The 21,052-nt window shown below is 72.3% G+C and carries 20 protein-coding genes; 6 read left to right on the forward strand and 14 right to left on the reverse strand.

Going from position 1 to position 21,052, the window contains the following annotated elements:
• Positions 1-59: 59 nt before the first annotated feature.
• Positions 60-2,585: an ATP-dependent Clp protease ATP-binding subunit gene (locus ACFXAE_RS00005; RefSeq protein ID WP_384705958.1), complete on the reverse strand. Its 2,526-nt coding sequence runs from the start codon at positions 2,583-2,585 to the stop codon at positions 60-62.
• A gap of 431 nt (positions 2,586-3,016) precedes the next feature.
• On the opposite strand from ACFXAE_RS00005, the gene ACFXAE_RS00010 reads away from it, so the two are divergent.
• The gene (locus ACFXAE_RS00010) at positions 3,017-3,688 is read left to right on the forward strand and encodes an SCO3374 family protein (protein WP_384705960.1); all 672 of its coding nucleotides are present in this window, start codon (positions 3,017-3,019) and stop codon (positions 3,686-3,688) included.
• On the opposite strand, the gene ACFXAE_RS00015 is transcribed toward ACFXAE_RS00010, so the two are convergent.
• The 10 genes from ACFXAE_RS00015 to ACFXAE_RS00060 all read right to left on the reverse strand — a co-directional run bounded on the left by ACFXAE_RS00015 (position 3,667) and on the right by ACFXAE_RS00060 (position 11,976).
• Positions 3,667-4,002 (reverse strand): Lsr2 family protein, encoded by a 336-nt coding sequence (locus ACFXAE_RS00015; protein WP_384705962.1) that lies wholly within the window; start codon positions 4,000-4,002, stop codon positions 3,667-3,669. The genes ACFXAE_RS00010 and ACFXAE_RS00015 overlap by 22 nt on opposite strands.
• Positions 4,003-4,201: 199 nt before the next feature.
• Positions 4,202-4,735, reverse strand: a complete 534-nt coding sequence (locus tag ACFXAE_RS00020) for an amino-acid N-acetyltransferase (protein ID WP_217130703.1) — start codon at positions 4,733-4,735, stop codon at positions 4,202-4,204.
• Between the two features lie 9 nt (positions 4,736-4,744).
• Positions 4,745-5,158, reverse strand: coding sequence for a BlaI/MecI/CopY family transcriptional regulator (locus tag ACFXAE_RS00025; protein ID WP_384705964.1), 414 nt, complete (start codon positions 5,156-5,158; stop codon positions 4,745-4,747).
• 173 nt (positions 5,159-5,331) lie between these two features.
• The gene (locus tag ACFXAE_RS00030) at positions 5,332-5,508 is read right to left on the reverse strand and encodes a hypothetical protein (RefSeq protein WP_384705966.1); all 177 of its coding nucleotides are present in this window, start codon (positions 5,506-5,508) and stop codon (positions 5,332-5,334) included.
• 27 nt (positions 5,509-5,535) lie between these two features.
• Entirely contained in the window at positions 5,536-6,105 is a 570-nt protein-coding gene (locus ACFXAE_RS00035) for a hypothetical protein (protein WP_384705968.1), read from the reverse strand.
• 353 nt (positions 6,106-6,458) lie between these two features.
• Complete coding sequence (locus ACFXAE_RS00040) at positions 6,459-7,256, reverse strand: type III pantothenate kinase (RefSeq protein ID WP_384705970.1); 798 nt, start codon at positions 7,254-7,256, stop codon at positions 6,459-6,461.
• A gap of 8 nt (positions 7,257-7,264) precedes the next feature.
• Positions 7,265-8,239, reverse strand: coding sequence for a carboxylating nicotinate-nucleotide diphosphorylase (nadC, locus tag ACFXAE_RS00045; protein WP_384706427.1), 975 nt, complete (start codon positions 8,237-8,239; stop codon positions 7,265-7,267).
• A gap of 5 nt (positions 8,240-8,244) precedes the next feature.
• A complete protein-coding gene (locus tag ACFXAE_RS00050) occupies positions 8,245-9,954 on the reverse strand; it encodes an L-aspartate oxidase (protein WP_384705972.1) in 1,710 nt (569 codons plus the stop codon).
• On the reverse strand, positions 9,951-10,949 hold the full coding sequence (gene panC / locus ACFXAE_RS00055; RefSeq protein WP_384705974.1) for a pantoate--beta-alanine ligase: 999 nt from the start codon (positions 10,947-10,949) through the stop codon (positions 9,951-9,953). Before panC ends, ACFXAE_RS00050 begins: the two co-directional genes overlap by 4 nt.
• A 70-nt stretch (positions 10,950-11,019) precedes the next feature.
• Complete coding sequence (locus tag ACFXAE_RS00060) at positions 11,020-11,976, reverse strand: Rossmann-like and DUF2520 domain-containing protein (protein ID WP_384705976.1); 957 nt, start codon at positions 11,974-11,976, stop codon at positions 11,020-11,022.
• A 222-nt stretch (positions 11,977-12,198) separates the two neighbouring features.
• On the opposite strand from ACFXAE_RS00060, the gene ACFXAE_RS00065 reads away from it, so the two are divergent.
• Positions 12,199-13,392, forward strand: a complete 1,194-nt coding sequence (locus ACFXAE_RS00065; RefSeq protein WP_384705978.1) for a threonine aldolase family protein — start codon at positions 12,199-12,201, stop codon at positions 13,390-13,392.
• A gap of 163 nt (positions 13,393-13,555) precedes the next feature.
• A complete protein-coding gene (locus ACFXAE_RS00070; protein ID WP_384705980.1) occupies positions 13,556-14,662 on the forward strand; it encodes a DUF5937 family protein in 1,107 nt (368 codons plus the stop codon).
• 156 nt (positions 14,663-14,818) lie between these two features.
• On the opposite strand, the gene ACFXAE_RS00075 is transcribed toward ACFXAE_RS00070, so the two are convergent.
• A complete protein-coding gene (locus tag ACFXAE_RS00075) occupies positions 14,819-15,490 on the reverse strand; it encodes a response regulator (protein ID WP_384705982.1) in 672 nt (223 codons plus the stop codon).
• 74 nt (positions 15,491-15,564) lie between these two features.
• Positions 15,565-16,767, reverse strand: a complete 1,203-nt coding sequence (locus tag ACFXAE_RS00080) for a sensor histidine kinase (RefSeq protein WP_384705984.1) — start codon at positions 16,765-16,767, stop codon at positions 15,565-15,567.
• Between the two features lie 150 nt (positions 16,768-16,917).
• Between ACFXAE_RS00080 and ACFXAE_RS00085 the strand changes: the two genes are divergently transcribed.
• On the forward strand, positions 16,918-17,961 hold the full coding sequence (locus ACFXAE_RS00085; protein ID WP_384706429.1) for an SAM-dependent methyltransferase: 1,044 nt from the start codon (positions 16,918-16,920) through the stop codon (positions 17,959-17,961).
• Here ACFXAE_RS00085 and ACFXAE_RS00090 read toward each other — a convergent pair.
• Positions 17,926-19,077 carry an NADH-quinone oxidoreductase subunit D gene (locus ACFXAE_RS00090; RefSeq protein ID WP_384705986.1) on the reverse strand — a complete coding sequence of 384 codons (1,152 nt, stop codon included), beginning with the start codon at positions 19,075-19,077 and terminating at the stop codon, positions 17,926-17,928. The two genes, ACFXAE_RS00085 and ACFXAE_RS00090, sit on opposite strands and share 36 nt — an antisense overlap.
• 31 nt (positions 19,078-19,108) lie before the next feature.
• Between ACFXAE_RS00090 and ACFXAE_RS00095 the strand changes: the two genes are divergently transcribed.
• Together ACFXAE_RS00095 and ACFXAE_RS00100 are read left to right on the forward strand one after the other, a co-directional pair.
• Entirely contained in the window at positions 19,109-19,639 is a 531-nt protein-coding gene (locus tag ACFXAE_RS00095) for a PH domain-containing protein (RefSeq protein WP_384705988.1), read from the forward strand.
• Positions 19,636-20,970: a PH domain-containing protein gene (locus tag ACFXAE_RS00100; protein WP_384705989.1), complete on the forward strand. Its 1,335-nt coding sequence runs from the start codon at positions 19,636-19,638 to the stop codon at positions 20,968-20,970. The genes ACFXAE_RS00095 and ACFXAE_RS00100 overlap by 4 nt, the downstream gene beginning before the upstream one ends.
• The last annotated feature ends 82 nt before the right edge of the window (positions 20,971-21,052 follow it).

A 21,052-nucleotide genomic window follows, 5' to 3' on the forward strand; every position in this document is an offset into this window, starting at 1 on the left:
GCCCCGGGACATGTGTCCCGGGGCAGACCCCTTTTTTCCGTTCAAGCCGAGCGCGGCGGCTACGCGTCCTTGCTCAGGTTCGGACCGGCTCCGCCGGCCGCCTGCTCGATCGGCGGGACGTCGGGCAGGGCCGACTTCTCCTCACCGCGGAAGGTGAAGGTCTGGGACTCGCCCTCGCCCTCGGTGTCCACGACCACGATGTGACCGGGGCGCAGCTCGCCGAAGAGGATCTTCTCCGACAGCGAGTCCTCGATCTCCCGCTGGATGGTCCGGCGCAGCGGCCGGGCGCCCAGCACGGGGTCGTAGCCCCTCTTGGACAGCAGCTCCTTGGCGGGCTGGGAGAGCTCGATGCCCATGTCCCGGTCCTTGAGGCGCTCGTCCACCTTGTTGATCATCAGGTCGACGATCTTCAGGATGTCGTCCTGCGTGAGCTGCGGGAAGACCACCACGTCGTCGACACGGTTGAGGAACTCGGGCCGGAAGTGCTGCTTGAGCTCGTCCGAGACCTTGTTCTTCATGCGCTCGTAGTTGGTCTTCGTGTCGCCCTGGGCGGCGAAGCCCAGGTTGAAGCCCTTGGAGATGTCCCGGGTGCCGAGGTTGGTCGTCATGATGATGACCGTGTTCTTGAAGTCGACGACCCGGCCCTGGGAGTCGGTCAGGCGACCGTCCTCCAGGATCTGCAGCAGCGAGTTGAAGATGTCCGGGTGGGCCTTCTCGACCTCGTCGAAGAGGACGACCGAGAACGGCTTGCGGCGGACCTTCTCCGTCAGCTGGCCGCCCTCCTCGTAGCCCACGTAGCCGGGGGGCGAACCGAAGAGACGCGACACCGTGTGCTTCTCGCTGAACTCGGACATGTCGAGGGAGATCAGCGCGTCCTCGTCACCGAAGAGGAACTCCGCCAGGGCCCTGGACAGCTCGGTCTTACCGACACCGGACGGGCCGGCGAAGATGAACGAGCCACCGGGACGCTTCGGGTCCTTCAGGCCGGCACGGGTACGGCGGATCGCCTTGGACAGCGCCTTGACGGCGTCGACCTGGCCGATGACCCGCTTGTGGAGCTCGTCCTCCATGCGCAGCAGGCGGGACGACTCCTCCTCCGTGAGCTTGAAGACCGGGATGCCCGTCGCCGTGGCGAGGACCTCGGCGATCAGCTCGCCGTCGACCTCGGCGACGACGTCCATGTCGCCGGCCTTCCACTCCTTCTCCCGCTTGGCCTTGGCGGCGAGGAGCTGCTTCTCCTTGTCGCGCAGGGAGGCGGCCTTCTCGAAGTCCTGCGAGTCGATCGCGGACTCCTTGTCGCGGCGGACGCCGGCGATCTTCTCGTCGAACTCGCGCAGGTCCGGCGGCGCGGTCATCCGGCGGATGCGCATCCGGGAGCCGGCCTCGTCGATCAGGTCGATCGCCTTGTCCGGCAGGAAGCGGTCCGAGATGTAGCGGTCGGCGAGCGTCGCCGCCTGGACCAGGGCCTCGTCGGTGATGGAGACGCGGTGGTGCGCCTCGTACCGGTCGCGCAGGCCCTTGAGGATCTCGATCGTGTGCGGCAGGGACGGCTCCGCGACCTGGATGGGCTGGAAGCGGCGCTCCAGGGCCGCGTCCTTCTCCAGGTGCTTGCGGTACTCGTCCAGCGTGGTCGCACCGATGGTCTGCAGCTCACCGCGGGCCAGCATCGGCTTCAGGATGCTCGCGGCGTCGATGGCGCCCTCGGCGGCACCCGCACCGACCAGCGTGTGCAGCTCGTCGATGAACAGGATGATGTCGCCGCGGGTGCGGATCTCCTTGAGGACCTTCTTCAGGCGCTCCTCGAAGTCACCGCGGTAGCGGGAGCCGGCGACCAGCGCGCCGAGGTCCAGGGTGTAGAGGTGCTTGTCCTTGAGGGTCTCGGGCACCTCGCCCTTGACGATGGCCTGGGCGAGGCCCTCGACGACGGCGGTCTTGCCGACGCCGGGCTCACCGATCAGCACCGGGTTGTTCTTGGTACGGCGGGACAGCACCTGCATGACCCGCTCGATCTCCTTCTCGCGCCCGATGACCGGGTCGAGCTTGGACTCACGAGCGGCCTGGGTGAGGTTCCGGCCGAACTGGTCGAGGACCAGGGACGTGGAGGGGGTGCCCTCGGCAGGACCGCCGGCGGTGGCGGTCTCCTTGCCCTGGTAACCGGAGAGCAGCTGGATGACCTGCTGCCGCACCCGGTTCAGATCGGCGCCCAGCTTGACCAGGACCTGGGCGGCGACGCCCTCGCCCTCACGGATCAGGCCGAGCAGGATGTGCTCCGTGCCGATGTAGTTGTGGCCCAGCTGAAGGGCCTCGCGGAGCGACAGCTCCAGGACCTTCTTGGCACGGGGGGTGAAGGGGATGTGACCCGACGGGGCCTGCTGGCCCTGCCCGATGATCTCCTCCACCTGCTGGCGGACCGCCTCGAGCGAAATCCCGAGGCTCTCAAGGGCCTTGGCGGCGACACCCTCACCCTCGTGGATCAGGCCCAGGAGGATGTGCTCGGTGCCGATGTAGTTGTGGTTGAGCATCCGGGCTTCTTCCTGAGCCAGGACGACAACCCGCCGCGCGCGGTCGGTGAACCTCTCGAACATCGTTAATCGCTCCTCAGAGCGGTCAGGCAGTGGGGGGAACTTCCCCTCCCTGTCCTTCCGCAGCTTAGTCCCGCGAGCGGGGACCGCTCATTCCAACTGCCGACACCGTCGATGGCCTCCTGACCCCGCTCACGCCGACATCTGCTCCAACCCGATGGTGCGAGACGATGTTCCCGCAGGCCAGGCAGTTACCCCCTTCGCCAGTACGCCCGTGGCGAACGGAAGACGTCCCGTCCTGCGTGTCGCCCCCTCCCACTAGGGATGTCTTACCCGCTGCTACGGACAGTCCATGCCGAGTGCACGGGTTCCCTCCGCTACGGGCGAACAACCTTGCGCCTCCCCGCGCCCCCGCACGCCCCCTTGCTCGACACCCTCCGCTCAGGAGCGAGCACTCAGCGTAACCCGGAGGGTCTTGAGACGTTGCGCCGGGCATGGTTCGGTCCGTCGCCCCCGCAGCGCCGTTCCCCCACCGGCCGCTCACGCCGAGCGACGACGAGGTGCGGCTCTGGTACGAGAACGCGCTGGGGTGGCCCGCGGTGCCCGGGGTGCCGGTGCGGCTGGCGGTGGGCGTGCGCTTCGACGTCCTGGACGTGCCCGCGGAGGCGGGCCGCGCGGCGCTGGAGCGCCTGGGACGCTCGGGGGGTCTCGGGCGGGGGTTCCCGGTGGCCCTGGGGAACAGCCGGATGCGGCTGCTGGTGGCAGCGGGCAGCGCGGAGGAACTGCCGGGGCTGCTGGAGTGGCTGGACTGGGGCGCGCTGGAGCTGGACCTGGTGGCGATCGGCACGGGAGGCCTCATGGACGCTCCCCTCCCCCCTGGCGCCGTCGCCGGCCCCACCACCCGGCCGCTCCCCCCTGGCCGTGGTGGATCGCAGGGGGCCGCCGTGTGGCTGCGGCCCCCCGAGCCGGGGCGCGAGGCCGAGGCCTCGCTGCCGACGCTGTCGGCGATGGGCACGAGGGGTGGTGCGAGGGGGGACGGTGACGGCCCCCCGGACCTCGTGCGGCTGGTGGACACGGTGGCGACACAGGTCCACCGGGTCCGGCTGCGGCGCGCGGATGCGGTCGCCGCCGTACGGGCCGACGGTCAGCCGTTGGCCTTCTCGTAGGCCTCCCGGATGGACGCGGGGACACGGCCGCGGTCGTTGACCTCGTAACCGTTCTCCTTCGCCCACGCGCGGATGGCCGCGGTGTCCTGGCTGCCGCCGGAAGAGGGACGCGCCTTTCCGCGCCCGCCCGAAGCACGGCCTCCGGTACGACGACCGCCCTTCACGTAAGGGTCGAGAAGGCCGCGGAGCTTGTCCGCATTGGCGGTGGTGAGATCGATCTCGTACGTCTTGCCGTCCAACGCGAACGTCACGGTCTCGTCCGCCTCGCCGCCGTCGAGGTCATCGACAAGAAGGACCTGAACCTTCTGTGCCACCGGATTTCCTTTCATCGATAACTTGAGGGTCGGGGTGTACCGGCGTCCGCCGTATCGCCGCCCCTTGTTATATGCAGTACTGCAGTACTCCGGAAAGCAAACCGCTTTTGCCGGAAAAACACAAACCCCTGGCAGAGACCCGCTGCCCGCATCCGGCACGGAAACGTGCGCGTTTCGGACATAGGGCACCGCGCACAGATCACAGATGCAGAAGCATCCGGCTGTTGCCCAAGGTGTTCGGTTTCACGCGTTCGAGGCCGAGGAACTCCGCGACGCCCTCGTCATAGGAGCGCAGCAACTCCGCGTACACATCGGTGTCGACGGGCGTCTCGCCGATCTCCACGAAGCCGTGCTTGCCGAAGAAGTCCACTTCGAAGGTCAGGCAGAATACGCGTCGAACACCGAGCCAGCGGGCGGTCTCCAGCAACTTCTCCAGCAACCGGTGCCCGACGCCCGCGCCCTTCAGGCCCGGCTTCACGGCGAGAGTGCGGACTTCCGCGAGGTCTTCCCACATCACGTGCAGGGCGCCGCAGCCGACCACCTCCGCGTTGTCGTCCCGTTCCGCGACCCAGAACTCCTGGATGTCCTCGTAAAGCGTCACCGTCGCTTTGTCGAGCAGGATGCGCCCGCGGACGTAGGCGTCAAGGAGCCGGCGTACGGCGGGGACATCGCTGGTGCGGGCCCGTCGGACCGTGATGGCTTTCGCGGGGACTTCGGGACTGTCTGCGGACATGTGCGGACGCTATCGTCCGCTCCGGCCCTCCGCGGAGCCGGGGTTCTCGTCGGCGGGGGTTTCCGGGAGCTGGGCGATGCGGACCGCGTCGGTGAGAGCCTGACGCTGTTCCTCGCTCATCATGCCGAAGAACGCGACGAGAGCGGCGGCGGCGTTGTCACTCTGCGACCACGCTTCGTTCATGAGCGCGGCGGCGTAGGCGGCGCGAGTGGAGACCGCCTCATATCGATAGGCCCTGCCTTCCGCCTCTCGGCGTACCCAGCCCTTCTGATGGAGATTGTCCAAAACGGTCATCACCGTGGTGTACGCGATGGACCGTTCCTTCTGAAGATCTTCCAGGACTTCCCGAACGGTCACCGGGCGGTTCCACTTCCACACCCGCGTCATGACCGCGTCTTCGAGTTCTCCCAATGGGCGAGGCACAACTCAGAACAATAGTGGCGTATCACGGCAATGGCGTGCCGGACAGGCATGATCGCTGGCAAACGTGAACAAAAAGGGCGTACGACCTCGGGTCGTACGCCGGGGCGGCTGGGGGCGGCCAGGCCGACCGGGGGCAGCTGGGAGCGGCCGGGAGCGGCTGGGAGCGGCCGGGGTCAGGCTTCGGTTTCAGGGGTGGTCCGGGAGCCCTGCACCCGTGCGAGGGCCGCGTCGACCGCGGCGTCCTCCTTGGTCTTGTTGGCGCCGCCCTGGGTCTTCACGATCACCCGGATCACGCCGATGAAGAGGGCGGCCATGACGGCCGGGGGGAGGAGCGCGGAGACGTAGTCCATGGGTCCAGGGTAGGACAGCGGGAGTCGTCAGCCGGCGGCCAGGTGCTGGTCCGGCGGAGGCGGGGTGGGTTTGCGGCGGGGGAAGACCTCGCCGGGGGTGGGGACGGGGCGATGGGGGTCGGGCGCGGGGGTGGGGGCGGGCGCGGGCGCGGGGGGTGACTCCCGGGCCGGATCCTGCTCCTCCTGCGGGTCCTCGGAGGCCGCGCGGCCTCCCGGGAGGGCCAGGAGGAGGGCGCGTCGGCAGTGGTGCAGGAGGGCGGCGGCGGTGGGGTTGCCACGCAGGGCCCGGAGGGCGGCCAGGTCGTCGAGGCGAGGGCGGTATCCGGCGCCCAGCGCCTCCTCCAGGAGCGTGAGGTAGCCGGCGGCGGTGCCGGGGAGGGCGGCGCGGTAACGGCCGAGGTCGGCCAGGAGGAAGGCGCGCAGCCGGGCACTCTCCCGCGTCGCCTCGTCTAGGTCCGCGGCGAGGCGGAGGCAGTCCTGGAGGTCGTCGGCCGGGGCGGGGGCGGGGCGCAGGGCGAGGGCGAGGGCGCGGCGGAGCACGCACAGCTCCTCCGCGCCGAACGCCATACCGCCGCGGGATCCGTAGGGCGTGGGCATGCCTCGACGATACGCGCTAATCAGACAAACACCGTGTATGGGACAGGTGTGGCGCAGGGCGCCACCCGGGTGGGCGGGATGCCTGCGGCGCGGTTCCCGGTTCGGTGGGGGTGCGGGTGTTGTGCCTGCGGTGCAGGGTTCGCTCCGGTGGGACGGGCGTAGCGCTTGCGGTGCGGCGGGGCCGTACGCGGCCACCGCTCCCGCTCCCGCGGGCAGTCGTGCCGCTGGGGCGGCACGGGTGGGCGCTGGGGGTACCCCCCTCTGGGGGAGGCACCCCGCCGGCGCCGGGTCGCGCGAGCACCCCCCGGCCCACCCCGACGCCGGGCACCCGGCAAGGCACCGGGCCGCGCCGGCTACAGACGCGACACGTTCCGCTCGTACACCAGGCGCAGCCCGACCAGCGTCAGCCACGGCTCGTGTTCGTCGATGACCGAGCTCTCGCCCAGCACCATCGGCGCCAGCCCACCCGTCGCGATGACCGTCACCTCATCGGGATCGTCCGCCAGCTCACGGGCCATCCGGTGGACCACACCGTCGACCTGACCGGCGAATCCGTAGATGATGCCGGACTGCATCGCCTCGACCGTGTTCTTGCCGATCACACTGCGGGGACGCGCCACCTCGATCTTCCGCAGCTGGGCGCCGCGGACCCCGAGCGCCTCGACGGAGATCTCGATGCCGGGGGCGATGACGCCACCGACGTACTCCCCGCGCGCACTGACCGCGTCGAACGTCGTCGCCGTGCCGAAGTCGACGACGATCGCCGGACCGCCGTAGAGGTCGACCGCCGCGACCGCGTTGATGATGCGGTCCGCACCGACCTCCTTGGGGTTGTCGGTGAGGATCGGCACGCCCGTCTTCACTCCCGGTTCGACGAGGACCGCGGGGACGTCCCCGTAGTAGCGGCGGGTCACCTCACGGAGTTCGTGCAGGACGGACGGGACCGTCGCGCAGATCGCGATGCCGTCGATGCCGTCGCCCAGTTCGTCGCCCAGCAGCGGGTGCATGCCCATCAGTCCCTGGAGGAGGACCGCGAGCTCGTCGGCCGTTCGGCGCGCGTCCGTGGAGATGCGCCAGTGTTCGACGATGTCGTCGCCGTCGAAGAGGCCCAGGACGGTGTGCGTGTTGCCCACGTCGATCGTCAGCAGCATGGCCGGTCCTACTCCGCCGCTCGCAGGTCGAGGCCGATGTCGAGGATCGGCGAGGAGTGGGTGAGGGCCCCTACCGCCAGGTAGTCGACGCCCGTGTCCGCGTACGCCTTCGCGCTTGCGAGGGTGAGGCGGCCGGAGGCCTCCAGGACGGCGCGGCCGTCGACGAGGGCCACCGCCTCCTCGCACTCGCCGGGCGTGAAGTTGTCCAGCAGGATCAGGTCGGCGCCGGCGTCCAGGACCTCGCGGAGCTGGTGCAGGGTGTCGACCTCGACCTCGATCGGGACGTCGGGGAAGCGTTCGCGGACCGCGGTGAAGGCCTCGGCGACACCTCCGGCGGCCACCACGTGGTTGTCCTTGACCAGGGCCGCGTCCGAGAGGGACATGCGGTGGTTGACGCCGCCGCCGCAGCGCACGGCGAACTTCTCCAGGCTGCGCAGGCCGGGAGTGGTCTTGCGGGTGTCGCGGACCTTCGCCTTGGTGCCTTCGAGGACGTCCGCCCACGCGCGCGTGGCGGTCGCGATGCCCGACAGGCGGCACAGGAGGTTCAGGGCGCTGCGTTCCGCGGTGAGGATGTCGCGCGTGCGGGTGGTGATCGAGAGGAGGGTCTGGCCCGCTTCCACGCGGTCGCCGTCCTCCACGTGGCGCTCGACCTCGAACTCCTCCGTGCAGACGACCGACATGACCGCCTCGGCGATCCTCAGGCCCGCCACCGTGCCCGCCTCCCGCGCGGTGAAGTCGGCGGTGGCGACGGCGTCCTCCGGGATGGTCGCGACCGTGGTCACGTCCACGCCGTGGGCCAGGTCCTCCTGGAGGGCGACGCCTGCGATGTCCTCGACCTCGACGGGGTCGAGGCCCGCGTCGGCCAGGAGCTGGACGAGCGCGGGGTCGAGGCCGCACTCCAGGTAGGTCTCCTCGTCGGCGCCGCAGGCGCAGCCGTCGCCACAGCCGCCGGAGGGAACGAGGGGAAGGTCGGGGGTGGTCACTGCTGTCACTGCTCCTGGGCCTGGGGGAGGGTCGGGGGGAAGTCTGTGGTGTCGGTGGTGTGCGCCGCCAGCGATCGGTCCGGATTCAGCCGTACGACGATGTGACGGCGCCAGGTCGTGTCGTCGCGCCCGGGACGGTCCTCGCGCCAGTGGCAGCCGCGGGTCTCCTCGCGCCGCCGCGCGGCGGCGACCAGGACGCGGGCCACGCACAGGAGGTTGGTGGCCTCCCAGGTGTCGACGCCGGGCTCGGCGGTCTTGCCGTGCTCGTCGAGGGCGTCGCGGGCGTCGGCGTGGAGCCGGTGGAGACCGTCGGCGGCCTCGGAGAGGGAGGAGGCGGAGCGCAGTACGCCCGCCCCCCGGGTCATGATCCGCTGGATGGTGAAGCGGGCCTCCGGGGGGAGGAGGGGGTACGCGGGGCGCTCCGAGGCGGGGAGCGGTTGCGGTACGCGCGCCTGGAGGGTGTTCCCGGCGCGCGCGATGTCGGCGGCGATGCGCTCGGCGTAGACCAGGCCCTCGAGGAGGGAGTTGGAGGCGAGGCGGTTGGCGCCGTGCACACCGGTGCAGGCGACCTCGCCGCACGCGTACAGACCGGGCACGGTGGTGCGGCCGCGGGAGTCGGTGCGGACGCCGCCGGAGGCGTAGTGGGCGGCCGGGGCGACCGGAACGGTCTCGGTGACCGGGTCGATGCCGTGCGCGCGGCAGGCCGCGAGGATCGTGGGGAAGCGGTGTTCCCACATCTCGGCGCCGAAGTGGCGGGCGTCCAGGTACATGTGCTCGGTGTCCTGCTCCCGCATGCGGCGCATGATGCCCTTGGCGACGATGTCGCGCGGGGCGAGTTCGGCCAGTTCGTGCTGTCCCTGCATGAAGCGCACGCCGTCGGCGTCCACCAGGTGGGCGCCCTCGCCGCGTACCGCTTCGGAGACCAGGGGCTGCTGGCCCTCCGCGTCCGGTCCGAGGAAGAGGACCGTGGGGTGGAACTGGACGAATTCGAGGTCGCTCACCTCGGCGCCCGCGCGCAGGGCGAGGGCCACGCCGTCGCCCGTGGAGACGGCGGGGTTCGTGGTCGCCGAGAAGACCTGGCCCATGCCGCCCGTCGCCAGGACCACGGCGGGGGCGTGCACCGCCCCTACCCCGTCGTGCTGGCCCTCCCCCATGACGTGCAGGGTGACGCCGGCGGTGCGGCCGTCGGCGTCGGTGAGGAGGTCGAGGACGAGCGCGTTCTCGATGGCGCGCATCCCGCGTGCGCGGACCGCCTCGACGAGGGCGCGGGAGATCTCCGCGCCGGTGGCGTCGCCGCCCGCGTGGGCGATGCGGCGGCGGTGGTGGCCGCCCTCGCGGGTGAGTTCCAGGCCGCCGTCGGTCGACTCGTCGAAGTGCGCGCCGGTCGCGATGAGGCGGCGTACGGCGTCGGGGCCCTCGGTGACGAGGATCCGGACCGCTTCCTCGTCGCACAGGCCCGCGCCGGCCACCAGGGTGTCGTCCAGGTGCTGCTCGGGGGTGTCGCCCTCGCCGAGGGCCGCGGCGATGCCGCCCTGGGCCCAGCGGGTGGAGCCGTCGTCGAGGCGGGCCTTGGTGACGACCACCGTCGTCAGGCCGGCGGCCTCGCAGCGCAGGGCGGCGGTGAGGCCGGCGACGCCGGAGCCGACCACCACGACGTCCGCGTCGATGGACCACCCGGGCGCGGGCGCGTGCAGTCGTATGCCTGTGCTGGTCACGAGGCGGCTCCGAAGGTTCCGAAGGTCAGCGGGATGTTGTCGATCAGGCGGGTGGTGCCCACATGGGCGGCCACGGCGAGGACGGCCTCGCCGGTGAAGTCGTCGCCGATCTCGGTGAAGTCGGCGGGGTCGACCAGGGCCAGGTAGTCCAGGGTGAGGGGCGGCGTGAGGCGGGCGGCCTCGTCGAGGACCATGCGGGCGGCGGCGCGGATGGCGGCCGGGCCGCCGGCGGTCGTGGCGACGGCGTGCGCGTCGGCCGCCGCGCGGGACTCCCCTATGGCGCTGAGCGCCTCGGCACGCGCGCGCGTGGAGGGCACTTCACTCGCCCGCGCGCGCAGCGCCTGCTGGGCGGCGTGCCGGTCGCGGCCCGCGAACAGGGCCTGGGACAGGGCGAGCGCGGTGCGCCGCTCGGCGGGCGAGAGGTAGCGGTTGCGGCTGGACAGGGCGAGCCCGTCCTCCTCCCGGACGGTGGGGACGCCGACGATCTCGACGCCGAAGTTCAGGTCCCGCGCCATGCGGCGGATCAGGGCGAGCTGCTGGGCGTCCTTCTGGCCGTACAGGGCGACGTCGGGACGGGTGAGGTGGAGCAGCTTGGCGACGACGGTGAGCATGCCGTCGAAGTGGCCGGGGCGCGCGGCGCCCTCCAGGCGTGCGCCCATGGGGCCGGCGCTGACGCGGACCTGGGGTTCACCGCCCGGGTAGACCTCGTCCACGGACGGGGCGAAGACGGCGTCGGCGCCCGCCCGCCCGGCGAGCTCGAGGTCGGCGTCCAGGGTGCGCGGGTAGCGGTCCAGGTCCTCGCCCGCGCCGAACTGCAGCGGGTTGACGAAGACGGTGACCACGACCTCGCCCTCGGGGCCCGCGATCTTCCGCGCGGTGCGGATCAGCGTGGCGTGGCCCTCGTGCAGCGCGCCCATGGTCATCACGACGGCACGGCGGCCGGTACGCGCGCGTGCGTGCAGTTCGGCGGCGGTGCGCAGCAGGGTGGCGGTCATCGGGCGGCTCCGTTCCGGGACGCGCGCGTCGTCGTACGGCTGGGGTGGGCGGGATGTCGGGGCGTGCCGCTCATCGGTCCTCCCCCGGGGCGCTTCCGGTGCCGTCGGTGCCCGCGGCTCCGCCGGTTCCGCCGGCGAGTACCCCGAGGAGGTCCTCGGCGAGTTCCGGCTTCAGCAGGCCGTGGGCGAGGGCGCGGTCGGCGGTCGCGCGGGCCATCGCCAGGTAGCCGGCGACGGCCCCGGGGGCGTGCCGGCGCAACTCGGTGACGTGTGCGGCGACCGTGCCCGCGTCACCGCGCGCGACCGGGCCGGTGAGGGCCGCGTCACCGGAACGCAGGGCGTTGTCCAGGGCGGCGCCGAGCAGCGGGCCGAGCATCCGGTCGGGCGCCTCGACACCGGCGGTGCGCAGCAGCTCCAGGGACTGGGCGACCAGGGTGACCAGGTGGTTGGCGCCCAGGGCGAGGGCCGCGTGGTAGAGCGGGCGGTTCTCCTCGGCGATCCATTCCGGCTCGCCGCCCATCTCGACGACGAGGGCCTCGGCGGCCGGCCGCAGCTCCTCGGGGGCGGTGACGCCGAAGGAGCACCCGGCGAGACGCTGCACGTCGACGGGGGTGCCGGTGAAGGTCATCGCGGGATGCAGGGCGAGCGGCAGGGCGCCGGCCCGCAGGGCGGGATCGAGGACCTTCGCGCCGTACCGCCCTGAGGTGTGCGCCAGCAGCTGGCCCGGCCGCACCGCGCCGGTGTCGGCGAGCCCGGAGACCAGCTCGGGCAGGGCGTCGTCCGGGACGGTCAGCAGGACCAGCTCGGACCGCTGGAGGACCTCGGCGGGCGGTACCACCGGCACGTCGGGGAGCATCCGCTCGGCGCGCCTGCGGGAGGCGTCGGAGACGGCGGAGACGGCCACCGGGCGGTGCCCGGCGAGCTGGAGGGACGCGGCCAGGGCGGGGCCCACGCGTCCGGCACCGACGACGCCGACGGTGAGCCGCGCGGGGCGGCCCTGGGGATCTGGCTGTGGGGTTGTGTTCACGCGACGGTGGCCTTCCCGTTCCAGTCCGCTCGGGGTACCGGACGATTTCTCGTCATGTTAACGCGATCGGTTCCGGGGGCGGTCGGTTGTCCACAGGCTGTGGGTTTCCGTGCGCCACAGTGGCACGCGCGTACGGAAATGCGGGTGTCCGCGCGAACCGGGGCGCGGGATGATCGCGCGCATGAGTGATACGGACGGCATGGCATGAGTGATACGGACGGCATGAGTGACACCACGGCGGTGCGGAAGGAGCGGGAGTCGGGGCCGGAGGCGGACGACGAGTCGCGGCCGACGTTGCGCGAACGGCGGATCGCCGCCTGGCGCGGTGCCCCGCGTGTGCTCGCGCGCCTCGACTTCCTCGCCCCTCTCTCGGAGCGGCTGACCCTGCTGGAGGCGGCGGGGAGTGTGTACGACCTCGACGAGACCTCCGACATCTACGGCAACGGTGTCGTGGAGGCCTTGGAGAAGCGGGTCGCCGGCCTGTTCGGCACCGAGGCCGCCGCTTTCTTCCCGACCGGCACGATGGCCCAGCAGGTGGCCCTGCGTTGCTGGGCGGGCCGCACCGGGAACCCGGCGGTGGCCCTGCATCCGCTCAGCCACCCGGAGGTGTATGAGCGGAACGCGTTCAGCCAGGTCAGCGGGTTGCGGCCGGTGCGGATGACGAGCGAGCCCCGACTGCCCACCGCCGACGAGGTCCGCGACTTCGAGGAGCCCTTCGGGGCGCTGATGCTGGAGCTGCCGCTCAGGGACGCCGGTTTCGTGCTGCCCACGTGGGAGGAGCTGACCGAGGTGGTGGACGCCGCGCGGGAACGCGAGGCGGTCGTGCACTTCGACGGGGCCCGGCTGTGGGAGTGCACCGAGCACTTCGGCCGGCCGCTGGAGGAGATCGCGGGCCTCGCGGACAGCGTCTACGTGTCGTTCTACAAGTCCCTCGACGCCTACGGCGGCGCGGCCCTCGCCGGTCCCGCGAGTCTGATCGAGGAGGCGAAGGCCTGGCGGCACCGGTACGGGGGCAACGTGTTCCAGCAGTTCCCGACCGCGCTGTCGGCGCTGATCGGACTGGACCGGGAACTGCCCCGGCTGCCGGAGTACGTCAGGCACGCGCGTGTGGTGGCCGCAGCGCTGCGCGAGGGCCTGGAGGCAGGAGGGCTGCCCTGGTTCCGCGTCCATCCCGAGGCGCCGCACACCCACGACTTCCAGGTGTGGCTGCCGTACGACGCGGATGTGGTCGCCGAGGTGGCGATCGAGGCGGCCGAGGAGACGGGGACCGTGCTCTTCGCCAATCACTGGGACCCCAAGGGGCCGGGGTTGTCCTTCACGGAGGTGTACGTGCGTTCCGCGGGCCTGGAGTGGAGCGCCGGGGACGTGCGGGAGGCGGCGGAGGAGTTCGCACGGCGGCTGCTGCGGGCAGCCTGAGAGTTTCCTCTTCCCCGGGGCGCTGTCACCGGACCTTCGCCCCTCGAACGCCGGGGGGCTGGTTTTCAGCCCCTCCGGCGTTCGAGGAGCGGGGTCCGGGACAGAGCCCCAGGTTCGGGACGGGAAGGGGCGGCGGGGGCGAAAATCCCTGCATCATGTGGGCATGAGCGTGCACATAGACATCGCGGGCCTCCGGCCGGAGAGGGTCGCCGTCGTACCCTCTCCCCTGGCCGAGCTCGGTATGGCGCTGCACGCACTGTCCGAGCCGTCGCACCATCCGGGGCTCCAGGGCTGGGTGACGGGCGTGACCGCGCGGCTGGACCCGTACCTCGCGGACCGGATGTGCGAGGCGGACTTCCTGTGGCGGACGACGTTCTCGGACCTGTTCCTGCCGAGCGCCGGCACACCGGACCGCGTGACGCTCCCGGGCGGGACGCTCACCGAGGAGCTGGACCTGCTGGACAAGCTGTCCGACGAGCAGTTCGTGGACGCCGCCCTGGAGTTCACCTGTGCGCTCCCCTACGGCGCTCCGGGCGCGGGCCCGCTCACCGACGAGGGGCTGCGGCGCCGCTCGCTGGAGCTGGCCGCCGCGCGGGGGCCGCGCCAGACGGAGTTCACCGAGCGGCTGCTCGCCGACCCGCCGCGGATCAGGGCCTGGCTGCGGCAGTTCCTCCAGGACTGCGACGAGGCGTTCTTCGCCGAGGCGTGGTCCCGGCTGCGACACCAACTCGCCGCGGACACCCGCCACAAGACCGACCTGCTCCGGCACAAGGGACTGGCCGAGGCGCTGGCTGCGGTGTCGCCCGCGGTGACGCTCGACGAGACCGGCGGCCGGATCACCGTGGACAAGCTGGGCGAGGGTCGTACGGCCACGGGTGACGGCGGGCTGCTGCTGATCCCCACCAGCCTCGGCCGGCCGCACCTGATGGTGCTGCACCGGTACGGCTGGCAGCCGGTGCTGCACTACCCGGTCGGCTCCGCCGAGCCGACCGCCCCGCCGACGGTCGAGCAGCTGGCCCTGCGGATGACCGCGCTGTCCCACCCGGTCCGCATGCGCATGTGCCGCCACCTCGCCCGCAGCGCCTACACCACCGGTGAGCTGGTCCAGGTGCACGGCATGACGGCACCGGAGATATCCCGGCACCTGAGTGTGCTGAAGAAGGCCGGCCTGGTCACCACGCGCCGCCGTGGACGGTACGTGCTGCACCAGCTGGACGTGGCGGTCGTGGCCCGGCTCGGCAGCGACTTCCTGGAGGGGATCCTGCGCTGAGGGCCTGCACCGCGCGTGCGGTCGGTCCAGGCGGATGTGCCGGATGCCCATGCCCGCCTGCCGCGGCCGGCCCTGTCATCAGACGGCTCACCGCTCCCGAAGGGCCCGTTGATCCACAGGAGCATGCGCAGTCCCTACCGGCGCGCGGCCGTCCGTTCAGCCGTGTCCGCCGGCCCGCACCAGACCCGTCTCGTAGGCGAGGACGACCACCTGTACCCGGTCCCGCAGGCCCAGCTTGGTCAGGATGCGGCCCACGTGGGTCTTCACGGTCGCCTCGGACAGCACCAACCGGGCCGCGATCTCGCCGTTGGACAGGCCCTGCGCGACCAGCACCATGACCTCCCGCTCGCGCTCGGTGAGGCGTTCCAGCCCCTTGTGCTCGGGTTGCTTGCCCGCGCTGGGCAGCATCGGCGCGAACCGGTCCAGGAGCCGGCGGGTGGTGGACGGGGCGACCACGGCGTCGCCGCTGTGCACCGCGCGGATCGCGGCGAGCAGCTCGCCCGGCGGCACGTCCTTGAGCATGAAGCCGGACGCACCCGCCTTGAGCCCGGAGAAGGCGTACTCGTCGAGGTCGAAGGTGGTGAGGATCAGCACCTTCGGCGGATCGGTGTCCGCGCAGATCCGGCGGGTCGTCTCCACGCCGTCGAGCTTGGGCATGCGGACGTCCATCAGCACCACGTCGACGGCGGTGGACCGCAGCACCTCCAGGGCCTCGACGCCGTTGCCCGCCTCCGCCACGACGTCCATGTCCGGCTGGGCGGCGAGCACCATCCGGAACCCGGTGCGCAGCAGCACCTGGTCGTCGACGAGCATCACGCGGATCGCCATCGGGGCCTCTTCCATTCGGTCGTCAGGTCGTCGCAGGGGGTGTGACAGGTGTCAACAGGGGGCGTGCGGGGGTGTCAATGCGCGGGTTTGAGCGGCAGCAGCGCACTGATGCGGAATCCTCCGCCGGGGCGGGGTCCCGCGTCCAGGGTGCCGCCGACCATGCCGACCCGTTCGCGCATGCCGATCAGGCCGTGGCCCCGGCCGTCGAAACCGCCCTCCTCGTACAGCTCGTGCGGGGCGCCCTTGCCGTCGTCCTCCACAAGCAGGCCGAGACCGTCGTCGAAGTACACCAGGCGCACGCTGGCGCCCACGTCGGAACCCCCGTGCTTGCGGGTGTTGGTGAGCGCCTCCTGCACGATGCGGTACGCGGTGAGCTCGACACCGCTGGGCAGCGGGCGCGGAGTGCCCTCGACCTTGAAGTCCACCGGCAGTCCCGACCCCCGGCACTGCTCGACGAGGTCCTCGATCTGCTGCACGTCGGGCTGCGGCACGTACTCCCCGGCCTCCTGGTGCTCGCCGGTGCGCAGCACGCCCAGCAGGCGGCGCATCTCGGCGAGGGCCTGGCGGCCGGTGGAGGAGATCGTCTCCAGGGCCTTCTTCGCCTGGTCGGGGGCGGCGTCGAGGACGTAGGCGGCGCCGTCGGCCTGCACCACCATCACCGACACGTTGTGCGCGACGACGTCGTGCAGTTCGCGGGCTATCCGGGCGCGTTCGGCGGCGACCGCGACCTTGGACTGCGCCTCGCGCTCCTTCTCCAGCCGGGCGGCCCGCTCCTCCAGCTGCGCGAAGTACGCGCGGCGGGTGCGGATGGAGTCGCCGAGCACCCAGGCCAGGGCGAAGGGCACGGCCTGGAGAACCATCACGGCGAGGTTGGTCGCCACGCCCACGTCCTCGTTGGGCCAGCGCAGCTGCGCCAGCGGGGCCGCGCACAGGCCGGCGGCCAGCGCGAGGCGGGAGGCCCAGCGGGCGCCGACCGCCGCGACCGTGTAGACGATCACCAGCAGGGCGAAGTCGGCGGGCAGTGTCGCCACGTCCGTGATCAGCTGCCCCAGGCCCACGGTGAGGGCGAGGACCAGCATCCGCTCGGGCATCCGGCGGCGCAGTGCGACGACCAGCGACAGCAGCAGCACGACCGGAACGGTGAGCGCGGGCAGATCCGTCCCCCGGGCCTCCTCCACGGTCGCTCCGCCGATCACCGAAATCCCGAACAGGACCACGGCCCAGAAGCCGTCGACCCACGTCGGGTGTCTGCGGAGGAAGTCATAGAGGCGCTGCACGTGACCCAGCGTAGGGAAACGAAATGCGTGCAGGGGTCAACCGGAGGGCCGATCCCCGATCGGTACGTGTACTCCGCAAGGTGGAGGCCCGGCATATCCGCGCGCTTGACCTGGGCCGGTGACGACGGCGACGGTGAGGGCGTGGAACCGGTGACGGCAGGGGTTGTGGAGAGCGGTGGCCGGCGGGGCTGGCGGGCGGCGGCTCAGGACGCCCTGTACGGTCCTGGCGGCTTCTACCGCAGGCCCGGCGCGGGCCCGGCCGGGCACTTCCGTACGTCCGTGCACGCCTCGCCGCTGTTCGCCGGCGCGGTGGCGCGGCTGCTGTGCCGGGTCGACGAGGCACTGGGGCGGCCGGCGGTGCTCGACTTCGTGGACATGGCGGCCGGCCGGGGCGAACTGGTCACCGGTGTCCTCGCCGCGCTGCCCGCCGACGTGGCGCCGCGCGTGCGTGCGTACGCCGTCGAACTCGCCGGCCGGCCGGCCGGGCTGGATCACCGGATCGAGTGGCGGGCCGAGCCCCCGGAGGGGATCACGGGACTGCTCTTCGCCAACGAGTGGCTGGACAACGTGCCCGTGGAGGTCGCCGAGGTGGACCCGTCGGGCGTACCGCGGCTGGTGCTGGTGCGCCGGGACGGGACGGAGCGGCTCGGGGAGCCGGTCGCGGGCGCCGAGGCCGAGTGGCTGGCACGGTGGTGGCCGCTGGGGGCCGGGGAAGGGCTCCGCGCGGAGATCGGGCTGCCCCGGGACCGGGCCTGGGCCTCGGCCGTCGGCACGCTCGCGCGAGGGCTCGCCGTCGCCGTGGACTACGCGCACACGGCCACCGCGCGGCCGCCGTTCGGGACGCTCACCGCGTTCCGGGAGGGGCGGGAGACGACGCCCGTGCCGGACGGGTCGTGCGACATCACCGCACACGTCGCCCTGGACGCGTGCGCCGCGGCCTGCGCGCTGCCCGGCACGCGCCTGCTGGCCCAGCGGGACGCCCTGCGCGCCCTGGGCATCAGCGGCGCACGCCCCCCGCTCACCCTGGCGTCCACCGACCCGGCCGGGTACGTACGCGCCCTCGCGGGCGCCGGCGAGGCCGCCGAACTCACCGCGCCGGGCGGACTCGGCGACTTCGGGTGGCTGGTGCAGCCGGTGGGGACCGCGGCCGTACGGGACCTATTTGTCGATGTCGCCGACGACGAAGAACAGTGACCCGAGGATCGCCACCATGTCCGCGACCAGCGTCCCCGGCAGCAGCTCGGTGAGCGCCTGGATGTTGTTGTACGACGCCGAGCGCAGCTTCAGCCGGTACGGGGTCTTCTCGCCCTTGCTGACCAGGTAGTAGCCGTTGATGCCGAGCGGGTTCTCGGTCCACGCGTACGTGTGTCCCTCGGGCGCCTTGAGCACCTTCGGGAGCCGCTGGTTGACCGGTCCCGGGGGCAGTTCGGCGAGCCGGTCGAGGCAGGCGTCGGCGAGGTCGAGGGCGTTGTGGGTCTGCTCCAGGAGGCACTCGAAGCGGGCGAGGCAGTCGCCCTCCGCGCGGGTCACCACCTTCAGGACGTCGCCCAGTTCGCCGTAGGCGAGGTACGGCTCGTCGCGGCGCAGGTCGAAGTCGACGCCGGAGGCGCGCGCGATCGGCCCGCTCACGCCGTACGCGTGCACCGCCTCCGGGGACAGCACGCCGACGCCGCGCGTGCGGCCGCGGAAGATCTCGTTGCCGAGCACCAGGTCGTCGAAGCGGTCCATGCGGGAGCGGACGTCGGCGACGGCGCCACGCGCGCGCGTGGTCCATCCGGCAGGGAGGTCCTCCTTGAGGCCGCCCACGCGGTTGAACATGTAGTGCATGCGCCCGCCGGAGACCTCCTCCATGACGTGCTGGAGCTCCTCGCGCTCCCGGAAGGCGTAGAAGATCGGGGTGATGCCGCCCAGTTCCAGCGGATAGGAGCCGAGGAACATCAGGTGGTTGAGCACCCGGTTCAGCTCCGCGAGCAGCGTGCGCAGCCACACCGCGCGCTCGGGGACCTCCATGCCGAGCATCCGCTCCACGGCGAGGACCACACCCAGCTCGTTGGAGAACGCCGACAGCCAGTCGTGGCGGTTGGCCAGCATGATGATCTGGCGGTAGTCGCGGGCCTCGAACAGCTTCTCCGCGCCCCGGTGCATGTAGCCGATCACGGGCTCCGCGCGGATGATGCGCTCGCCGTCCAGGACGAGCTTCAGCCGCAGCACGCCGTGCGTGGACGGGTGCTGGGGCCCGATGTTGAGCACCATGTCGGTGCTCTCCGCCGCGCCGCCGATACCGACCATGGTCTCCGTCGTAGGAGTCATGAACACAGTCTCCCCTACGTACGCTGGCCCCATGGAGACGGGGAGCCCGCACGACACGGGGACAGCGGGAACGGACGGGCCGGCGGTCCCGGGCGGCGAGGAGCCGGTGTGGATCGCGCTGCCCCCGGGGCTGCTGAAGATGCGGCGGCTGCTGCTGGTGGTGTGGCTGGGGCTGCTGACCCTGGCCACCGCACTGGTGCCGGGGCTGCTGGCCGGGCCCGGCTGGGCCGCCTTCGCGTTGCTGCCACTGGCCCTGCTGATCTGGGGCTGGGTGCTGCTGGGGCGGAACTGGCGTTCCTGGCGGTACGCGGAACGCGCCGACGACCTGCTGATCAGCCGGGGCGTCCTGTGGCGCCAGGAGACGATCGTGCCGTACGGACGGATGCAGCTGGTCGAGGTCGCCTCCGGGCCCGTGGAACGGCACTTCGGGCTGGCCAGCGTGCAGCTGCACACGGCGGCGGCGGCGACCGACGCCACCATCCCCGGCCTCGACCCGGCCGAGGCGGAGCGGCTGCGCGACCGGCTCACCGAGCTCGGCGAGGCCCGATCGGCGGGGCTGTGACGGCCCCCGACGTCCACGAGGACGTACGCGGCCGGCCGCCCGTGACCGAGCGGCGGCTGCACCCCGTCACACCGCTCAGGCGGGCGTGGGCGCCCGTCGCGGTGCTGATCGGGTGGGCGCTGCACGACCCCGACCAGGCACAGCGCCAGCTGACCCGGCTGACGACGACGACCCTGCTGATCGGTCTCGCCGTACTCATCCCGGCCGCCGCCCTCTACGGCTTCCTGACCTGGTGGTTCACCCACTTCGCGGTGACCGAGAGCGAGCTGCGCATCCGGACCGGGCTGCTGTTCCGGCGCACCGCGCACATCCGGCTTGAGCGGATCCAGGCCATCGACGTCACCCAGCCGCTGCTCGCGCGGGTGGCGGGCGTGGCGAAGCTCAGACTCGACGTCATAGGCACCGACAAGAAGGACGAACTCGCCTTCCTGGGCGCCGACGAGGCGCGCGCCCTGCGCGCGGAACTCCTCGCGCGGGCGGCGGGTTTCGCGCCGGAGACCGCGCACGAGGTGGGCGAGGCGCCGTCCCGGCAGATGCTGCGGGTGCCGCCGGGCGTCCTCGCCGTCTCCCTGCTGCTGACCGGGGCGACCTGGGGCTGGCTCCTCGTCGCCGGCATCGTGGTGCCGTTGCTGTGGATGGCCACCCACAGCCTGTGGACGGTCCTCGCCGCGGCCGTGCCGATGCTGGGCGCGGCGGGCGCGAGCAGCGTGGGGCGGTTCGTCGCCGAGTACGACTGGACGCTGGGCGAGTCACCCGACGGGCTGCGGATCGACCACGGGCTGCTGGACCGGGCGCACGAGACGGTGCCGCCGGGGCGCGTGCAGACGGTGCGGCTGGTCGAGCCGCTGCTGTGGCGGCGGCGCGACTGGGTCCGGGTGGAGCTGGACGTGGCGGGTTCGTCCAACTCCCTGCTGCTGCCGGTCGCTCCGCGCGAGCTGGCCGAATCGGTCGTCGCGCGGGTGCTGCCCGGGGTGAGCGTGCCCCCGCGCGAGGCGCTCTCCCCACCGCCGCGCCGCGCGCGGTGGTGCGTTCCGTTCTGGTGGCGGGGTTACGGACTCGCCGTCACCGACGCGGTGTTCGCCGCCCGCCACGGGCTGCTGCGACGCAGTCTGTCCCTGGTGCCGCACGCCAAGGTGCAGAGCGTACGGCTGGTCCAGGGCCCCTGGCAGCGGGCCCGGGGCGTCGCGGACGTCCACGTGGACACCGGCGCGAACAAGTCGGTGACGGCCCACCTCCGGGACGCCGCGGAGGCGGCGGCCCTCCTGCGGTCCCAGGCGGAGCGTTCCCGCACCGGCCGCAGGGACGCCCGCCCGGACCGCTGGATGGCCTGACCCGCGCGGGATGACGGAGCGCCTGCCGGGGCCGCCGAAACGACGGCACGCAGGCCCCGGGGCATCTGCCCGGGCCTCTGAG

It is taken from the genome of Streptomyces sp. NPDC059454 (assembly GCF_042749965.1).
In the GTDB taxonomy this organism is placed as follows: Bacteria; Actinomycetota; Actinomycetes; order Streptomycetales; family Streptomycetaceae; genus Streptomyces.